We start from the raw sequence: 15,529 nt of genomic DNA, 5'->3' as shown, positions 1-15,529 counted from the left end.
GAATCGGCGCCCGGGGCTCTTCGCTGTCAGCGAGAAGCCCCGGGCCACAATCAAGAGCCGAGGATATGAGGGGCTCGCTTCCCTATTCAGCTGCAATCCTGCCCTGGCCCATGCCGTCCAGATGCTGCACAACCTCATCAAGCTGCATGACGTCGACGTATTTGTGGTGCAGATCGAAGAGATTGATCTTGTGAATCAGCTCATGCCGGTCGAACGTGCATTCCTCCACCAGCGAGACGTGGAAGCCGTTCGAATACGCATCGACGCATGATGCGCGCACGCAGCCGGACGTGCTTTCACCGCAGACGATCAGGCTTTGCACGCCCAGATAATTCAGGTGCGATACGATTGGTGTTCCCTGAAAGATGCTGGCACGTTGCTTGTAGATCACGACATCGCCATCCTGCGGAGCGAGAGGCTCGTAGATATCGAAATCCTCTTTCTTCCACGCAACCTTTTGACGCTTCGTCGAGCCCACCCCGGGCGGGCGGTTCATGGGGCGGAAATCCTGCGTGCAATAGAAGATCGGTACGCCGGCCAGACGCGCCGCCGCGATCAGTTTCTGCGTCGGCTCGATGCTTGCATGCGCATACATTCCGCATGTATTGGGATGCTCATCCTGGATTTCCAACGGATTTCTTGCGCCGCCACGATAGACGATATTGTAGAAGTCGATGCACAACAGCGCTGGCTTCGGCCCGACGAAGGTCTCGCGCGCATACGGCGCATACAGGTCGATCAGGTCCTGCGGTACGGCATCTTTCCAGCAATGATCTTCGAAACGATCGGGTGTCATGGTATTTCTCCTTTTGGGTTTTCAGAGGAACAGAATATCGAGCAGCCCCAACACTGCGGCAGCCAGCAGCCCGGCCATCAAGGGCAGGGCGCTGCTCGACAACAGGCGCAACGCAACAAAGCGCCACCCCATGATCGGAGCCTCGAAAGCCAGCATCCGATGCATGGCGAAGACCGACCATCCGGCCAGCAAGGCCACCGTCTGGGCCTCGCCGGCGCCCGATTGCCAGACGACGAGTGCCAGCGGGAACGACAGCATCGGCCCGCCCGGCAGCAATCCGCCGACCACGGATGCGAGCAGAATGCCCGGGAAGCCTGTTTCAGGCCCCAGGACGGCAGCGACTTTGTCGGTCGGAAGAATCTGCGTGAGAAAGGAAGCGGCAAGCAGGGCCATCGGCAGCCTGATCAGCAATACGGATGCCTGGCCTAAGGCGAAGGCTCCCGCGCCGCGCAGCCCCGCTGCACCCTTGCGCGCCCCGACCATTGCCGCCATTGCCGCTACGATACTCCACAGGATGAGGGCAACCGGGGTCATGAGCGCGGTGCCTCGCGAATCTTCAGTGGCGTTGCCAGAACCAGCCAGCGTGCGATCAGCCCCGCCAGGATGGGTAACGGCAGGCTGACGAAAAACCGGAGAAGCGCGAAATCGGCCCCCATGAAGGGCAGTTCCCAGATGACGAGGCGGTTGATGCCGATCAGCGACCATGCGGTGATGAAGGCGATCAGCGCGCCCGCATCGGCGCCGGCGACCCACAGCGCATAGACAAGCGGGAACGAGGCGAAGGGGCCGCCGGGCGTCAGCATCCCGGCCACGGAGGCGAGGCCCAGCCCCCGAAAGCCGGAATTCTGCCCGAGCATCGCGGCCACACGCTCGCGATCCACAAATTGCTGTACGAGGCCGCCGATCAGCAGACCGGCGCCGAGCTGGGGCATGATCATGAGCAAAAGATCGCCCGCATCGCTTAGTCCTGCGCGGACCCCGGATGGTCCGAGCAGCGTCCAGCACGCAGCCCCCGAAGCGAGCGCCACGCCCACGAACACCCAGTCCGCCGTCTTGATCTTCATCCGTCGATGTCCTCGAATTGCGGTGCGACGGCTCTTGCGCCGCACCGCTTGCGCGTTACTCGGCAGCCTGGGTGACCTGCGGCGCCGTCCTGGCGAACAGGCCGTCAGGCAAGCCCTCGATGAAATCGAGAGTGGTTCGCGTGCTCACCACATCCGCGTATTTCGCATGCATGTCGCAGAGGTTGATGGCATGGCTCGCCTGGCTGCGATCGAAACAGCCTTCCTCCATGACCGCGACGCGGAAATTGTTCGAGAAGGCATCGATCACGGTCGCCCTCACACATCCCGAGGTCGTGGTGCCGACGACGATGACGCTGTCGGCACGCAGCAATGTCAGGTAGGACAACAGCGGCGTACCGGCGAAACCCGAGGGTTTCTGCTTGTAGACCATGATGTCTTGCGGCTGCGGTGCGATCAGCGCGTTGATCTCGTTGCCATCCCGGGCCTGTGTGTCGCGGGTCTGCTTGCGCTCGCCGCCGCGGCTGTTCTTCCATAGCCAGGAGCCGCCGTCCCAGCCGTCGGGGCGGCGCACGCCAGTGGTATAGATCACTGGAAGGCCCTTGCTGCGCCCGGCATCGAGGAGCTTCTGAACATGGGGGAGCGCGTCCCAGGCATCTTCGCCGCAGGAATTCGACCAGTGCCTGATGCTCTCCAGGATGGGCTCGCGCCGCTCGCCCGTGAACGCGTAATTGATATCGATCACGAGGATTGCCGGGCGCTTGCCGAAGCCGCCGGTGGCGCCGAAGCCGCTTGCCTTGAACACCGCCTTGTCGCGCTCGGTCAGGAACGGATCCCAGCTGTGGTTGGTCTCGTCTTGCATGGTTCTACTCCGCTGCTTTCTGTGTCATGCCGACGCCCGAGGGCAGGTCGAACAGCCCTTGCGGCACGCCGCGCAGGTATTCGAGTACCTCCTCGCTGTGGAGGACGTTGGCGTATTTCGCGTTCATGTCGCACAGGTTGATGGCGTGGGAGGCCTGGGCGCGGTCGAAACAGCCGTCCTCGACCACTGTGACGCGGAAATTTTGCGAAAAGGCATCCAGCACGGTTGCGCGAACACAGCCGGAAGTCGTCGTCCCCGTCACGATCACGCTGTCGCAACCCAGAAGCTGAAGCCAGGATTGCAGCGGCGTGCCAAAGAAACCCGAGGGCTTCTGCTTCAGCGCCACGAGATCACGCGGGCCGGGGGCGATCTCGTCCATGATGGCATTGCCGTCACGGTTCGAACCATCGACCTTCGGCGCCTCGGATCCGCGGTTGTTCTTCCAGTTCCATGATCCGCTATCCCATTTGTCGGCGCGGCGCTGGCCGGTGGTATAGATCACCGGAATCGCCCGTTCGTGGCAGGTCCCGATCAGGCGCTGGATGACGGGTATCGCCTCCCACGCATCCTCACCGCAGCTGGTACGCCACTTCCTGATCGATTCGAGGATCGGCGTCGGTTGCTCGCCACAGAAGGCGTAGTTGACGTCGATCACCAGCAGCGCCGGGCGCTCACCCCAGGCGCCCTGCGCGCCGTAGCCCGATGCGGCAAACACAGCCTTGTCGCGCTCTGTCAGAAACTTGTCCCAGATCCGTTCAGTCATGGTTCTCTCCTCTGTGAGATCGTAGCGGGGCGGGCTCGCCCGGGCGCACGGGCGCGCCGGCAAACAGGGCGAAGATCAGGCTGCAGCCTGCGAGCAGCGCAGCGTTGATGAGAATTGCGCCGCCATGGCCGACCAGTGCCATGTCGACCAGCAGGCCGAGCGAAAGCGGCCCGATCAGGTATCCGCAGTCGCCGGCGAAACGTAACATTCCCATGGCCGGGCCGATGGCTTCCTCGGGCACGACATCGACCGCATGCGCGGCGACGGCGGGGCCGCCGAGTCCGGTTGCTGCCCCCATCCCGATCATGCCCAGATAGAAAGCCACGGTGGAATCGGCCCATACGATCAGGACCAGGGCCGCTGCGGCAGCCAGCAGCGAGACGACGATGATGCGCCCGCGCGGCACGGTATCGACGAGGATGCCGGCCAGCGGCAGGACGGCGAGATTCGTCAGCGCGGACAGCGTCAGGGCCAGTCCGATCGCATCCGCCCCCATGCCGAAGCGATCGGCGGCCATCAGCGGGATCATCTGCCATTGTGCCGCCGTGCGCGTCAGAAAGATCGCCAGATTGACGAGCAGCACGCACAGGAACGGCAGCATCAGCAGCAAGGCTGATGCGCCGCGCAGCCCGTGCCTGACCCGGCCCGGTGCGCCGGTTTCATCGCTGCGCCTGAAGGCGAAGAAGGCATAGAGCGCGGTGACGAGCCCGATCGCCCCGGCCACCCAGAACGGCCCGTTCAGTCCCATCAGCCCCGCCGCAAACCCGCCCAGAGCCGGGCCGGCGGCCGCTCCCGAGAGCAACGCTCCCTGGAACAGGGCCATGACCCGACCACGGTTTGCGGGTGAACTGGCGCGGGCGCAGAATATGGTGGCGGCGGTCATGTAGATACCCGATCCGACGCCCTGCAGCATGCGACCCGCAAGGACCACCGTGTAATCCGGACCGAGCGCCCCGATCACCGATCCAAGACCACACAGCAATGGGCCACCCCACAGAAGCGGGGCCAGCCCGATGCGCGCGGCGGCGTGACCGGCGGGAATGTCGGCGGCCAGACGACCGATGGCGAAGACGGTGATCATCAGCCCGATCTGCCATTCGCCGATACCGAAACCCTGCGCGTACAGCGCCATGACCGGCGTCAGCATGCCGAACATCATCATGTGCAACGCGACGGTGACCATGATGAAAGGCAGGCCCGGCACATCGCGCAGGACGCCGCGCCAGCCCCGGGCAGCCCTGATCGCATCGGGGAGGGGCGCTTCCACGGGATCAGGCCTTGCCCGACCGGCGCAGGCGCGGGTCGAGATTGTCGCGCAGCGCATCGCCCAGCAGGTTGATGGCCAGCACGGTCAGGAAGATGCACAGGCCCGGAAACAGCGACATCCACCACGATGTCGAGATATAGGAGCGCGCATCGGACAGCATCGCGCCCCAGGTGGGAATGTGGGGCGGCACGCCGAGGCCGAGGAAGCTGAGAGCGGCCTCGGCCAGGATCGCCGTGGCCATGGCAAAAGTGCCGATGATCAGGGCCGATTGCATCAGGTTGGGCGCGATATGCCGCGCGACGATGCGTGTATGCCCGGCGCCGAGCGAGCGGGCGGCCATGACGAATTCATGCTCCTTCAGGCTGAGCGTGTTGGCGCGCGCCACGCGGCAATAGGGAATCCATCGCTGTATCGCGAGCGCGACGATCAGCACCGCCAGCCCCTGGCCGAAGAACGCGACGATGGTGATGGCCAGAAGCAGCGGCGGAAAGGCCCAGAAGACTTCGAGCAGCTTCTGGATGGCGAAATCCACCCAGCCGCCGAAATAGCCGGAGACCAGCCCCAGAACGATACCGACGATCCCGGAGAAGACGACCACCGCGACCGCGATGAGCAGGGATATGCGCGCGCCGTAGATGATGCGGCTCAGGATGTCGCGGCCGACGTGATCGGTGCCCAGAAAATGGGGCCCGTCGAAATATTGCGGTGGCGTGAGGGCCATCAGGAGATTCTGACGGTTGGGGTCGAAGGGCACGAGAAACGGCGCGAACAGGGCAAAGGCGATGAACACCGTCAGAACGACAATCGCGGATACGGCCTTCACCGTCAGCCAGGGACGCAGCACGGCGCGCAGACGCGCCGATTTCAGCCGTGCAGCTTCTGCCCCTGCCGCTTCAGCGGTCGAGGTTGATGCGGGGATCGATTGAGGCATAGAGGATGTCCACCAACAGGTTCACGAAGATGAAGAGGAGCGTGTAGACCATCACCACGCCGGTGATCAGGGGATAATCCCGCGCGCCGAGGCCTTGCAGGAGAAGCGCCCCGATGCCGGGCCATGCAAAGATGGTCTCGACGATGATCGAACCCGACAGCAGGGCGCCGAATTCGAGGCCGACGATGGTGATGATCGTCACCAGCGCATTGCGCAGCCCGTGGCGCCACAGCACCAGCCGCCCGCTCAGGCCCTTGGCGCGCGCCGTCATGATGTAATCCTCGTTCATCTGCTCCATGATCGAGGACCGGGTGATGCGCATCAGGATACCGGTCATGTTGATGCCGAGCACGAAGGCGGGCAGCAGCAGATGCGCCATGGCATCGCGAAAGGCGGGCCAGTTGCCGGCGATCAACGCGTCCACGGTGCGAAAACCGGTCATGGTGGGCACCTCGATGCCCCAGGTGGCGCGACCGCTTGACGGAAGCAGGTTGAAGGTTCCGGCCACCAGCAGGATCAGCATGATGGCCATCCAGAAATTCGGCATCGAGATGCCGAAGAATCCGAAGAACGAGCCAGCGCTGTCGATCCAGGAATTGGGGCGCGAGCCGGCCCAGACACCGAGCGGCACCGCGATGATCACCGCGATCAGGGTGGCATAGACCGCCAGTTCCAGCGTTGCGGGAAAGCGCTCTGCAATCAGCTCGGCAACCGGGACGCCGTAACGAAAACTCTCGCCGAAATCGAGCGTCAGTGCGGCGGCGATGAAGCGCAGGTATTGCACGAGCATCGGCTGGTCGAGGCCCCATCGTGCCCGGACCTCGGCAATTTCCTCCGGTGTCGCCTCCTCGTTGACCAGCATCGTGGCCGGGTCACCGGGCGCGGCGTGCATCATGGCGAATACCAGCAGGGTGATGAGCAGCAGGACCGGTACCGTGCCGATCAGGCGCTTGGCGGTATAGGCGAGCATGGGCGATCTCCGTCAACGGCGCTGAAGGGGCAGCCGCACACCCACAGGTGCGCGGCTGGAGCGGGGTTCAGCGGACGAAGATGTCCCAGGCCTCGAGCCGGGCATCGGGGCGTGGTGCGTATGCGATGTCTTTCGACACGCCCCAGGCCATGCGGTGGCGCCACAGGAAATGGGCCGGCGCATCCTCGGCGAGCAGCGTGAAGACCTCCCGCAGCAGCGTGTTGCGTTGATCGGGATCGAATTCGGCGCGCTCGAGCCGGAACAATTCGTCCAGCTCCGGGTTCGAATAGGCGATGCGCGGCGATCCGCCGGTCTCGAAATACTGCGACAGCGCGGCGGACGGATCCACGACACTGCCGCGACCCATATAGTAGAACGGCACGCCACCATCCTGCACATCGGCCCAGAGCGTGGACCATTCCGGCGTATTGAAGTTCACCTTGAAGCCCACTTCCTCCAGCATGGGCACGATGGCTTCGCTGATCTGGCGATCCGCGATGTAGCGACCCACCGTCGCGTAATAATCCACCTCGACGCCGACCAGCCCGGCTTCTTCGAGCAAGGAACGCGCCTTCTCGGGGTCGTATTCATAGAAAGTGGGCATGTCGGGGTCGTAACCGACGACACCGGGGCCGGCAGGCCCGTTCAGGATCGTCGCCTGTCCGCCCAGAAGGGCCCGCACCAGCGCGTCGCGATTGACGGCATGAGCGACCGCCTGGCGGGCGCGAACATCATCCCAGGGCGGGGTCTCGGGATTCATGGCGAGGAACATGATCTCCATGGCATCAACCCAGGCGATATCCAGATGCGACGCCTGATCGACCCGCTGAACCAGCTGTGGCGGTATGAACTGGGCCACCTGCACTTCACCGTTCATCAGGGCCGTCACCCGCTGCTCCGGCTCGGGCATGATACGCAGCATCACCTCGTCGGGATTGTCGGGATGCGCACGCGGATGATCGGGGACTTTCTCCAGGACGAGGTAGTTGCCGATGCTGAGATCCGCGAGGCGATACGGTCCGATACCGTGCGGATGCTCGCGATCCGCCACTTCGGGTCCGTATTCGTCGTAGAGCGCCTTGGACGTGACGATCCAGTTCTGCATGTATGTCGGCAGCGTCACCATGGGCTGGTCCGTGACGACTTCCAGATTGAGATCGTCGATGACCCGCACTTCGACCACCTGGCGCACATTCTGCGTCTGTCGCGAGTTCGGATCGTTGGCAATGCGGTCGATGGAATGGGCAATATCGGCGGCCACCAGCTGCTCGCCGTTGTGACGCATGAGACCGTCCTTGATCTCGAGTGCCCAGACGGTCGGCTCGTCGGGATCCTTGAGGCCCCAGCTTTCCAGCATGTAGGAATCGAATGTGCCGGTCTCGAAATCATAGGTGACCAGGCAACCATAGACCTTGCACCAGATGCCGTTCATCAGCGAGACGCTGTCGGCATGGGGGTTATGACCCGCGATCGTCTCGGTCACGGCGACGGTCACACGCGTGGGCGCCGGGTCGTCTGTGGCGCTGGCCGGGCCGGCAAGACCCACGGCTGCGCCGAGCATGGCTGTGGCCCCGAGGCTGCGGGCGATCGCGAAGCTGCGTTTAGCTGGCATTATAGAACCTCCTGTGGTTTGCATCTGTTTCTGCTGCCTGCCGCCTCGCCCGCCCGCTGCGGAATAAGGTTGGGCTGTGGAAGGTAGCGCGCTCGATTGATGCATTGCACAAGCCGTGCCAACTTATCTTTATTTATTTTAAGCCATTGTTTTAATTGATATTTTATATGAATTTGTGGCCTGGCGCCCAATCCATCCCCCGGTCGCGTCCGACAGAGGGCACGGCATCGCGCTCGCCGGCTCGCCGGCGATGGCGCGGGCCTGACGGTCTGATTGATTCATGGGCATGAAGAGCGCCGTTGCAAAGGCGGCTGGAAAGCTATAAAGATAGTTAATTCAATAAGTTAATTTGGATCATAAGTTCATATTATGCCCCCTGCCCATGGAATCGCCTTGTTTTGCTCTGGTGGGCGTCAGCTTCCGGGAATTCGAATGTCCTGAACAGTCCTCGGGGCGAAGCGAGAGATCCGGGTGTCGCGGGCGCGGCGCAAGGCCAGACGACATTGCTGTGCGAGTTTGTCGGGAATGTTCAGGAGCTCCGCGCCGCGCGCACCGAGAACGATCGTTCGGCTCAGCCCCGGCGCCGGCAGGGGATGAACGTCGATCCGCTCGAGGTTGTCACCGGCCTGCAGCAGCCCATAAGGCGTCGTGATCGCCCAGGCATCGCCCGCCGCCACGGTATGCGCGATCATCGATACCCGGTCGAACTCGAAGCGCCGGGGAACACCCAGCGTGATACGCCGCAGGTAGGTGTCGATCAGACGCGCCAGCCTGCGCTGGGAACTGAAGCGCACCATGGGCAGCCTCTCGGCCAGTGCTTCGATCGCGACTTCGCCGCGAAAGAAGCCCTTGGGTGCGAGCAGGACGCCCGGCTCCGTCACCAGTTCGAACCACCGCATCCCCTCGACCATGCCGTCCTGCGCGAGCACGACGATATCGTGGCGACCATCCAGCAGGGCTTCTTCGAATTTGGGCTGCGGCAACGCGGCGATCGTGATCTGCTCCGCCAATGGCTTGAGCGTCTCGATGATCGGCAGTTCCAGCACATCGGCCATCGTCTCCATCAATCCGATGCTGATGCGCGGCACCAGCACCCCCTGATAGCGCAGCATTGCGACTTCTGCCTGATGGGCGGCTTCAAGGATCCGGATCGCATGGTAGCGCAGCTGCAGGCCGGCCGGCGTCAGGATCAGCACGGCACCGGTCCGCTCGAACAGGCGCACATCGAGAATCCGCTCGATCCGTGCCGTCTGTTGCGATACCGCCGCCTGGCTGATGCCGAGGGCGCCTGCGGCTGCGCTCATGGTCCCGGTCTCGCAGACCGTCAGGAACGTCTCGAGCGCCCGCGTCGTCAGTTCCGTCGAGAAAACCCCTGCTTTACCCGTCACCATGTTGATCCTCCAGAGGGTGGCTGTCGACCGGCGCGACGCGATGAGACCGGTAAGCGTGCATCCTGGCATACTCCTTGCTGCGATGGTTCACGGCAATCGACGGCGCCGCAACCCCGTGCTTATGGCCCGTATGACATTGGAGACCAAGCGATGAACCATGTGGACCGCAAGATCGGCACAGCCCCCCTGCTCGACGTTCGCAGCCTTACGACCGTGTTCCCCAGTGTCGATGGTGATGTCGTCGCCGTTGATGACGTGTCCTTCCAGATCAGACCTGGAGAGACGGTGGCGTTGGTCGGGGAATCCGGGTCTGGCAAGTCGGTCACCGCCCGCTCGATCATGCGGCTGATCGATTTCATGGGCGGCGAGATACGCAAGGGCGAGGTGCGGCTGTGCGTGGACGGGCAAACGCGCGATCTCGTCGGCCTTCCCGAGTCGCAGATGCGCCGTCTTCGCGGCAACATGGTTTCCATGATTTTCCAGGAGCCGATGACATCACTCAATCCTGTCCTCGGCATCGGGCAGCAGATTACCGAGGTGATCCGGCTTCATCAGGGCGTCGGGGAGAAGGAAGCGCGGCGCATTGCGCTGAAGACGTTGAAGCTCGTTCGGATTCCCGAAGCGGAAAAGCGTCTTGCGCAGTTCCCGCATGAGCTGTCCGGCGGCATGCGCCAGCGTGTGATGATCGCCATCGCGCTTGCCTGCCGCCCGGCCTTGCTGATCGCAGACGAGCCGACCACGGCTCTGGATGTCACCATTCAGGCGCAGATCCTGCAGCTGATCAGATCCCTGCAGGCCGAAATCGGCATGGCGGTGCTCTTCATCACGCATGATATGGGCGTCGTCGCGGAGGTCGCAGACCGCGTGGTCGTCATGTATCACGGGCGCAAGGTCGAGGACGGCCCGACGCAAGAGGTGTTTGCCGCGCCACGCCACAACTATACCCGTGCCCTGCTTTCGGCGATCCCGCGGCTGGGCAGCATGGCCGGAAAGCCGGCACCCGAGCCCTTCGCCGTGCTCGATCCCGCGAATGCGCAGAGCCTCGCGCGCCCGCTTGGGGCGCTCCCGGCCGCAACCCACAACAAGCGCCGCACCCGGGTGCTCGAGGTGCACAAGCTGACGACGCGATTTCCCGTGCGCAAGGGAATCCTGCGGCACATCACCGGCATGGTTCACGCCGTCGAGGAAGTCAGCTTCTCCCTGCATGAGGGCGAAACGCTGGCTCTCGTCGGCGAGTCCGGCTGCGGCAAGTCCACATGCGGACGATCCATCATGAAACTCGTCGAACCCACGGCGGGGGACATCATCATCGAAGGGCAGAACGTCACGGCTCTGAGCCCGAACCTCATGCTACCCTTCCGCAGCCGTATCCAGATGATCTTTCAGGATCCCTATGCCTCGCTGAATCCGCGCATGACGGTGGAAGACATTCTGCTCGAACCCCTGATGATCCATCGCCGGTTGATGCCGTTGAAGCCGGTCGAACGCGCGGCGCGGATCGATATGCTCCTGGACCGGGTGGGCCTGCCGCGCAGCAGCCGACGACGCTATCCGCACGAGTTTTCGGGCGGCCAGCGCCAGCGCATCGCGATTGCGCGGGCCCTGATGCTGAACCCGCGCATCATCGTCGCGGATGAGGCGGTCTCCGCGCTCGACGTATCGATTCAGGCGCAGGTGGTGAACCTGCTGCTCGAGCTTCAGGCCGAATTGGGTATTGCGCTGATTTTCATCAGCCATGACATGGCCGTGGTCGAGCGTATCAGCCACCGTGTCGCAGTCATGTATCTTGGCCAGATCGTCGAAATCGGTCCGCGTGAGGCCGTATTTCGCAATCCTGCGCACGCCTATACGCGTCGATTGCTGGACTCCGTCCCGGTCGCAGACCCCACGCGGCAGCGCGAACGTGCGCTGGACCATTCCGAGATCCCCAGTCCCGTACGCCCGCTCGGAGACCCGCCGGTCGTCCACCCCCTGATCGAGATCGGCCATGAACACTATCTGCAGATGTCCTGATTCCGCGTGAACCCTCTCAATCGACCGTGTCGCCGTTTCGCGCAAGCGGGGCATTCACTCTCTGCCGGCATGTTCAGGAAAAATTTCCGAAGGTGCGCGTTGCATCGATGCCTTGCCTTGTGGGGAAGGGCAGGCATCCCGGCGAGTGTGGAAATGAGCGCTGGTATCGGCTGATTCCGTTTGATCAGAAGGTTGACCATGCGGTCTGATGCCGCTTGGCACCGAGCCGGTGCGCCTGGGGGCCAGATTTGCCTGTGAATGTTGTCAGATATCAATCCATTACATTGCGAAAATCATTTATGTCCTTATCCAGTTCCTGCAGGTCAATACATTCTTTTGGCGGTACAACAAATAATGCTTGCCTTCCACATTCTTCAGTGCGCGCAACATGCCTTTCAACAACGTGATAGTGGGGTCGATTCACATAATCATCGAATATGATTTTTGCGCCTTCCTCAGCAAATTTCAGGCTTGTCAGGAAGCAACAGACTCTGAATCTACCATCAATCAGGATAAGATCAGGTTTTTCTTCTTGATCCCACAGATAATTTGTATAATCGAAAAAAAAAATCGCGCCTTGAATAGTTCTTAGGTCGCCCCATGAAGCCGACATCGCCTAGATCAGAGTGATGTATATAAATATTTTTTCTCCGCTTAGTTCTTTTTGTTACTTTATTAATCCATTTTTCTGAAGTGTCAACAGCAATCACTTTCGCGGAAGTGTTGTTGGCAATCCACACCGTTGATTTCCCAACGCCATACTCGCCGTAAACGTTTGCATCCTTGGCCAGGGATTTGAATAGCTCGTCGTTTCCATGAAATAAAAAACCGGATCGTCCTATTGTTGCTTGCCATAACAAGTGGGCAAGCCGGCGTGTCTTAATGAACATTGCTTGGTCCCGTTGATTGGGCCAAGATGGCCCGAATGTCCTGAAGCTTGGCCGCAAGATCGCTCAAAGAGTCCAGCGGATCAACGGGTATTTGCCCCGAACGGTGCTTGTGATCGGGAAAACCTTCGCATTGCGGCGGGGCAATCTGCCCACCATTGTCATCCATGGGTCTGGGGGCGCATCGGACGCGCCTGTCTTGTCAAGAAGCGCCAAACCCGAATCCTGTGATCAGAATCTGTGCGAGAATGAATGCATTGGCTGATTTGTCGGAACGCAAGATCGCCATCGAGCCGTTAAACCATGGCTGTGATCATGCGAAAGCGGCCTTCAAGCGTTTTCGAATGACCCTGTTCGATCGGAAGGTCCACCTGGCACTCCGGCGCCGAGCCTGCACCGAGAGACCATTCGCGCGATAAAGTGCAGCAAATTCCGGGCATCATCCGGCGAGTTTCAAGATCTCGCGCGCCTCTGCGACGCGCGCGACGCGTCCGCCGAGCAGGTCGATCAGCTTGACGGATTTTTCGACGAGCGCGGCATTGTCGGGCGTCTTGACGCCGCGTGAAAGATAGACCGTGTCCTCCATGCCGATGCGGCAATGGCCGCCAAGCAGGAAGGCCTGCGCGAGCATCGGATAAGCCATGCGGCTCGCACCGAAGGCCGCCCATTCGCATTCCTGCGGCAGGATCGACTGGAAGAAGGCCAGCGCCTGCGGCGTTGCGGGCATGCCGTAGTCGACGCCCATGACCAGCTGGAACAGGGCCGGCAGACGCAGCGTGCCGTCGGCGATCAGCGCCTTCGCCAGCTTGATGTCCCCGGTATCGAAGACCTCGAGTTCCGGCTTCACCCCTGCGGCATAGATCCGACCCGCCATTTCGCGCACGCTGTCGGGGTGGTTGATCACCGCGCCGCCGCCGAACCACATCGTGTTGAGATCGAGGGTGCACATTTCCGGCTTGAGCGCGACCACATGCTCGGTGCGGATGCGGGCATTGGTGAGCGTGGTGGCGGGCGCGGCCCTGGCCGGGTCCTCGGGATCGGGCACATAGCGCCCGCCCGGTCCGGTCGTCAGGTTGACGATCAGGTCCACGTCGCTCTCGCGGATCCGCCGCATGACCTCGCGATAATACTCAAGCTCCATGCTCGGGCGCCCCGTCTGCGGGTCGCGCACGTGAATATGGCAGATCGCGGCGCCGGCCCGCGCGGCGTCGATGGAAGCGCCCGCGATTTCCTCCGGTGTGACGGGGAGATTCTCGTTGTGCGCGCGCGTCGGAAACGTCCCCGTCACGGCGCAGCTCAGGATCGTCGGCCTCATCGCATCGTCTCCAATATCAATCATGCAAGACGAGCAGCATGCATCCGACCAATCAGAAGCCAAGGCGCATCCGCCCAAACCGCCTATGCGAAACAAACACAAAGACCGCCAAGGCAGATACGCATTGGACACGCGCAAAACGCTACCGGATTTTTCCAGCCTCAAGATCCGGAGCGTATCCCCATGCAATATGTTTCGCAGCAACGCGGCACAATCCGAACATGGTATTCCGGATCGAAGGTCATTCAGATAAAGATCGGTAGCAGAGCGATTTCTGCCCGGTGCGATTCGAAGTGATCTTTACCCGAGGAAAGCAGATCAACTGATAGAGACCACCCGAAATCCGGCACAAGAAGGCGTTTTCTTGCCGTTTTCAAGCAATTTCATCTCCGAATATGTGAATGATCCCAATGCGCGATTCCGAGAATTCGCATATATGGCCAAAATCGAAATAATATTGCGCAAAACCCCTCGTGATTGCGCCTTGCATTGCAGCGATCGTTGCAGCGAAACCGCCTGTGAACAATCAGGAACCGCCCATGCTGCGCTGCGACGCGTGGTGTGAACCCGATACGGGATGCGGCTCCACCGCCGCGTCGCATCCTCCGGACAGGGCTTTCGTTGCGCAATTGACTTGCTTGCATACGTAGTCAATCCTTCGCCCAATCGGCATGCAAGCCGAATAAAAAGGGAGGAAACGATGCGTATTTTCGCGAGCATACTCGGAGCCTCGGCGCTTCTCGCCAGCACGGCGGCATGGGCCACGGATTATCCGACACAGCCAGTGACACTGGTCATCCCCTATTCGCCGGGTGGCCTGACCGATACCAGCGGGCGATTGATCGGAGAGCGTCTGTCGGAAGAACTCGGGCAGCCTGTCGTGATCGAGAACCGCGCAGGCGCCGGAACGACGGTGGCGAGCAACTGGGTCGCCGAGCAGGAGCCGGATGGCTATACGATTTACGCCGCTGCAGTATCCATGGCGCTGAATCACCTCATCCAGGATGAAGTGAATTATACGCTCGATGACTTCACCTACATTTCCGGCTGGATCGACTCCGCGTTCATCCTGCACGTCCATCCGTCGCTCGAAGTATCGACCATGGATGAACTGCTCGCGAAGATTCGGGAGAACCCGGACACCTATGCCATCGGCACATCGGGCATCGGCGCCGTGAACCATCTCGCCACGGAATTCTGGGTGGATGTCGGCGATCTTGATCTCGCCATCGTTCACTATCAGGGCGGCGCTCCCGCGCGCCAGGATCTGCTCGCCGGCAATATCGACATGATGTTTGCCGCGACGCTCGAAGTGCTTCCGCTCCTCGAGGCGGAGAGCACGGTCGGCATTGCCGTCACGACACGGGACCGGCTCGATGCCGCGCCGGAGCTTCCGACCGTCGAAGAGGCGATGGATCTCGATTTCTTCGAGGCCGTGTTCTGGCAAACACTGGTCACCCCGGCCGGCACGCCCGACGATGTGGTCGAGCGCCTTCGGTCGGCCATGGCAGTGGTCGGGCAGGATGAAGAGCTTCGCGCGGCGCTCGCCGAGCAGGGTGTTCTCCTGAACGTGACCGATGACGAGGCCGTCGTCGAGCGACTCGCAACAGCCGAGGATGTCTTCGGCCCGCTGCTGGAACGCGCGGCAGGCTCCGACTGACCGGCACATGATGGATACGAGGCCGGCATCAGGCGGTGCC

14 protein-coding genes are annotated in these 15,529 nt (G+C 62.0%); 2 read left to right on the top strand and 12 right to left on the bottom strand.

Features of this window, described 5'->3' with window-relative positions:
• Positions 1-82: 82 nt before the first annotated feature.
• The 10 genes from GA0071312_RS02995 to GA0071312_RS02950 form a co-directional block, all read right to left on the bottom strand.
• A complete protein-coding gene (locus GA0071312_RS02995) occupies positions 83-796 on the bottom strand; it encodes an isochorismatase family protein (protein WP_074443558.1) in 714 nt (237 codons plus the stop codon).
• Between the two features lie 21 nt (positions 797-817).
• Positions 818-1,330 (bottom strand): hypothetical protein, encoded by a 513-nt coding sequence (locus tag GA0071312_RS02990; protein WP_074443557.1) that lies wholly within the window; start codon positions 1,328-1,330, stop codon positions 818-820.
• Positions 1,327-1,860 carry a permease gene (locus GA0071312_RS02985; protein ID WP_074443556.1) on the bottom strand — a complete coding sequence of 178 codons (534 nt, stop codon included), beginning with the start codon at positions 1,858-1,860 and terminating at the stop codon, positions 1,327-1,329. Before GA0071312_RS02985 ends, GA0071312_RS02990 begins: the two co-directional genes overlap by 4 nt.
• A 55-nt stretch (positions 1,861-1,915) precedes the next feature.
• The gene (locus tag GA0071312_RS02980) at positions 1,916-2,680 is read right to left on the bottom strand and encodes an isochorismatase family protein (RefSeq protein WP_074443555.1); all 765 of its coding nucleotides are present in this window, start codon (positions 2,678-2,680) and stop codon (positions 1,916-1,918) included.
• A gap of 4 nt (positions 2,681-2,684) precedes the next feature.
• Positions 2,685-3,443: an isochorismatase family protein gene (locus GA0071312_RS02975; RefSeq protein WP_074443554.1), complete on the bottom strand. Its 759-nt coding sequence runs from the start codon at positions 3,441-3,443 to the stop codon at positions 2,685-2,687.
• Positions 3,436-4,710, bottom strand: coding sequence for an MFS transporter (locus GA0071312_RS02970; RefSeq protein ID WP_074443553.1), 1,275 nt, complete (start codon positions 4,708-4,710; stop codon positions 3,436-3,438). The genes GA0071312_RS02975 and GA0071312_RS02970 overlap by 8 nt, the downstream gene beginning before the upstream one ends.
• Positions 4,711-4,714: 4 nt before the next feature.
• The gene (locus GA0071312_RS02965; RefSeq protein ID WP_074443552.1) at positions 4,715-5,641 is read right to left on the bottom strand and encodes an ABC transporter permease; all 927 of its coding nucleotides are present in this window, start codon (positions 5,639-5,641) and stop codon (positions 4,715-4,717) included.
• Positions 5,604-6,611 (bottom strand): ABC transporter permease, encoded by a 1,008-nt coding sequence (locus GA0071312_RS02960; RefSeq protein ID WP_074443551.1) that lies wholly within the window; start codon positions 6,609-6,611, stop codon positions 5,604-5,606. The genes GA0071312_RS02965 and GA0071312_RS02960 overlap by 38 nt, the downstream gene beginning before the upstream one ends.
• A 67-nt stretch (positions 6,612-6,678) precedes the next feature.
• The gene (locus GA0071312_RS02955; RefSeq protein ID WP_074443550.1) at positions 6,679-8,223 is read right to left on the bottom strand and encodes an ABC transporter substrate-binding protein; all 1,545 of its coding nucleotides are present in this window, start codon (positions 8,221-8,223) and stop codon (positions 6,679-6,681) included.
• Between the two features lie 413 nt (positions 8,224-8,636).
• Positions 8,637-9,614 (bottom strand): LysR family transcriptional regulator, encoded by a 978-nt coding sequence (locus GA0071312_RS02950; protein WP_074443549.1) that lies wholly within the window; start codon positions 9,612-9,614, stop codon positions 8,637-8,639.
• 150 nt (positions 9,615-9,764) lie between these two features.
• Between GA0071312_RS02950 and GA0071312_RS02945 the strand changes: the two genes are divergently transcribed.
• Positions 9,765-11,627, top strand: a complete 1,863-nt coding sequence (locus GA0071312_RS02945) for an ABC transporter ATP-binding protein (RefSeq protein WP_074443548.1) — start codon at positions 9,765-9,767, stop codon at positions 11,625-11,627.
• Between the two features lie 271 nt (positions 11,628-11,898).
• On the opposite strand, the gene GA0071312_RS19525 is transcribed toward GA0071312_RS02945, so the two are convergent.
• Positions 11,899-12,240, bottom strand: coding sequence for a hypothetical protein (locus GA0071312_RS19525; RefSeq protein WP_131817687.1), 342 nt, complete (start codon positions 12,238-12,240; stop codon positions 11,899-11,901).
• A 713-nt stretch (positions 12,241-12,953) separates the two neighbouring features.
• Complete coding sequence (locus GA0071312_RS02935; RefSeq protein ID WP_074444169.1) at positions 12,954-13,829, bottom strand: beta-keto acid cleavage family enzyme; 876 nt, start codon at positions 13,827-13,829, stop codon at positions 12,954-12,956.
• A 700-nt stretch (positions 13,830-14,529) separates the two neighbouring features.
• Between GA0071312_RS02935 and GA0071312_RS02930 the strand changes: the two genes are divergently transcribed.
• Complete coding sequence (locus tag GA0071312_RS02930; RefSeq protein ID WP_074443546.1) at positions 14,530-15,489, top strand: Bug family tripartite tricarboxylate transporter substrate binding protein; 960 nt, start codon at positions 14,530-14,532, stop codon at positions 15,487-15,489.
• Positions 15,490-15,529 lie beyond the last annotated feature (40 nt).

The sequence above is a fragment of the Saliniramus fredricksonii genome, from assembly GCF_900094735.1.
Classification (GTDB): Bacteria; Pseudomonadota; Alphaproteobacteria; order Rhizobiales; family Beijerinckiaceae; genus Saliniramus; species Saliniramus fredricksonii.
This window is presented reverse-complemented; position numbering and strand designations above follow the sequence as displayed.

Excerpts from the sequence above, each read along its gene's own strand:
- GA0071312_RS02995 (WP_074443558.1), bottom strand. The coding sequence starts at position 796 with ATGACACCCGATCGTTTCGAAGATCATTGCTGGAAAGATGCCGTACCG.
- GA0071312_RS02990 (WP_074443557.1), bottom strand. The coding sequence starts at position 1,330 with ATGACCCCGGTTGCCCTCATCCTGTGGAGTATCGTAGCGGCAATGGCG.
- GA0071312_RS02985 (WP_074443556.1), bottom strand. The coding sequence starts at position 1,860 with ATGAAGATCAAGACGGCGGACTGGGTGTTCGTGGGCGTGGCGCTCGCT.
- GA0071312_RS02980 (WP_074443555.1), bottom strand. The coding sequence starts at position 2,680 with ATGCAAGACGAGACCAACCACAGCTGGGATCCGTTCCTGACCGAGCGC.
- GA0071312_RS02975 (WP_074443554.1), bottom strand. The coding sequence starts at position 3,443 with ATGACTGAACGGATCTGGGACAAGTTTCTGACAGAGCGCGACAAGGCT.
- GA0071312_RS02965 (WP_074443552.1), bottom strand. The coding sequence starts at position 5,641 with ATGCCTCAATCGATCCCCGCATCAACCTCGACCGCTGAAGCGGCAGGG.
- GA0071312_RS02960 (WP_074443551.1), bottom strand. The coding sequence starts at position 6,611 with ATGCTCGCCTATACCGCCAAGCGCCTGATCGGCACGGTACCGGTCCTG.
- GA0071312_RS02955 (WP_074443550.1), bottom strand. The coding sequence starts at position 8,223 with ATGCCAGCTAAACGCAGCTTCGCGATCGCCCGCAGCCTCGGGGCCACA.
- GA0071312_RS02950 (WP_074443549.1), bottom strand. The coding sequence starts at position 9,614 with ATGGTGACGGGTAAAGCAGGGGTTTTCTCGACGGAACTGACGACGCGG.
- GA0071312_RS02945 (WP_074443548.1), top strand. The coding sequence starts at position 9,765 with ATGAACCATGTGGACCGCAAGATCGGCACAGCCCCCCTGCTCGACGTT.
- GA0071312_RS19525 (WP_131817687.1), bottom strand. The coding sequence starts at position 12,240 with ATGTCGGCTTCATGGGGCGACCTAAGAACTATTCAAGGCGCGATTTTT.
- GA0071312_RS02935 (WP_074444169.1), bottom strand. The coding sequence starts at position 13,829 with ATGAGGCCGACGATCCTGAGCTGCGCCGTGACGGGGACGTTTCCGACG.
- GA0071312_RS02930 (WP_074443546.1), top strand. The coding sequence starts at position 14,530 with ATGCGTATTTTCGCGAGCATACTCGGAGCCTCGGCGCTTCTCGCCAGC.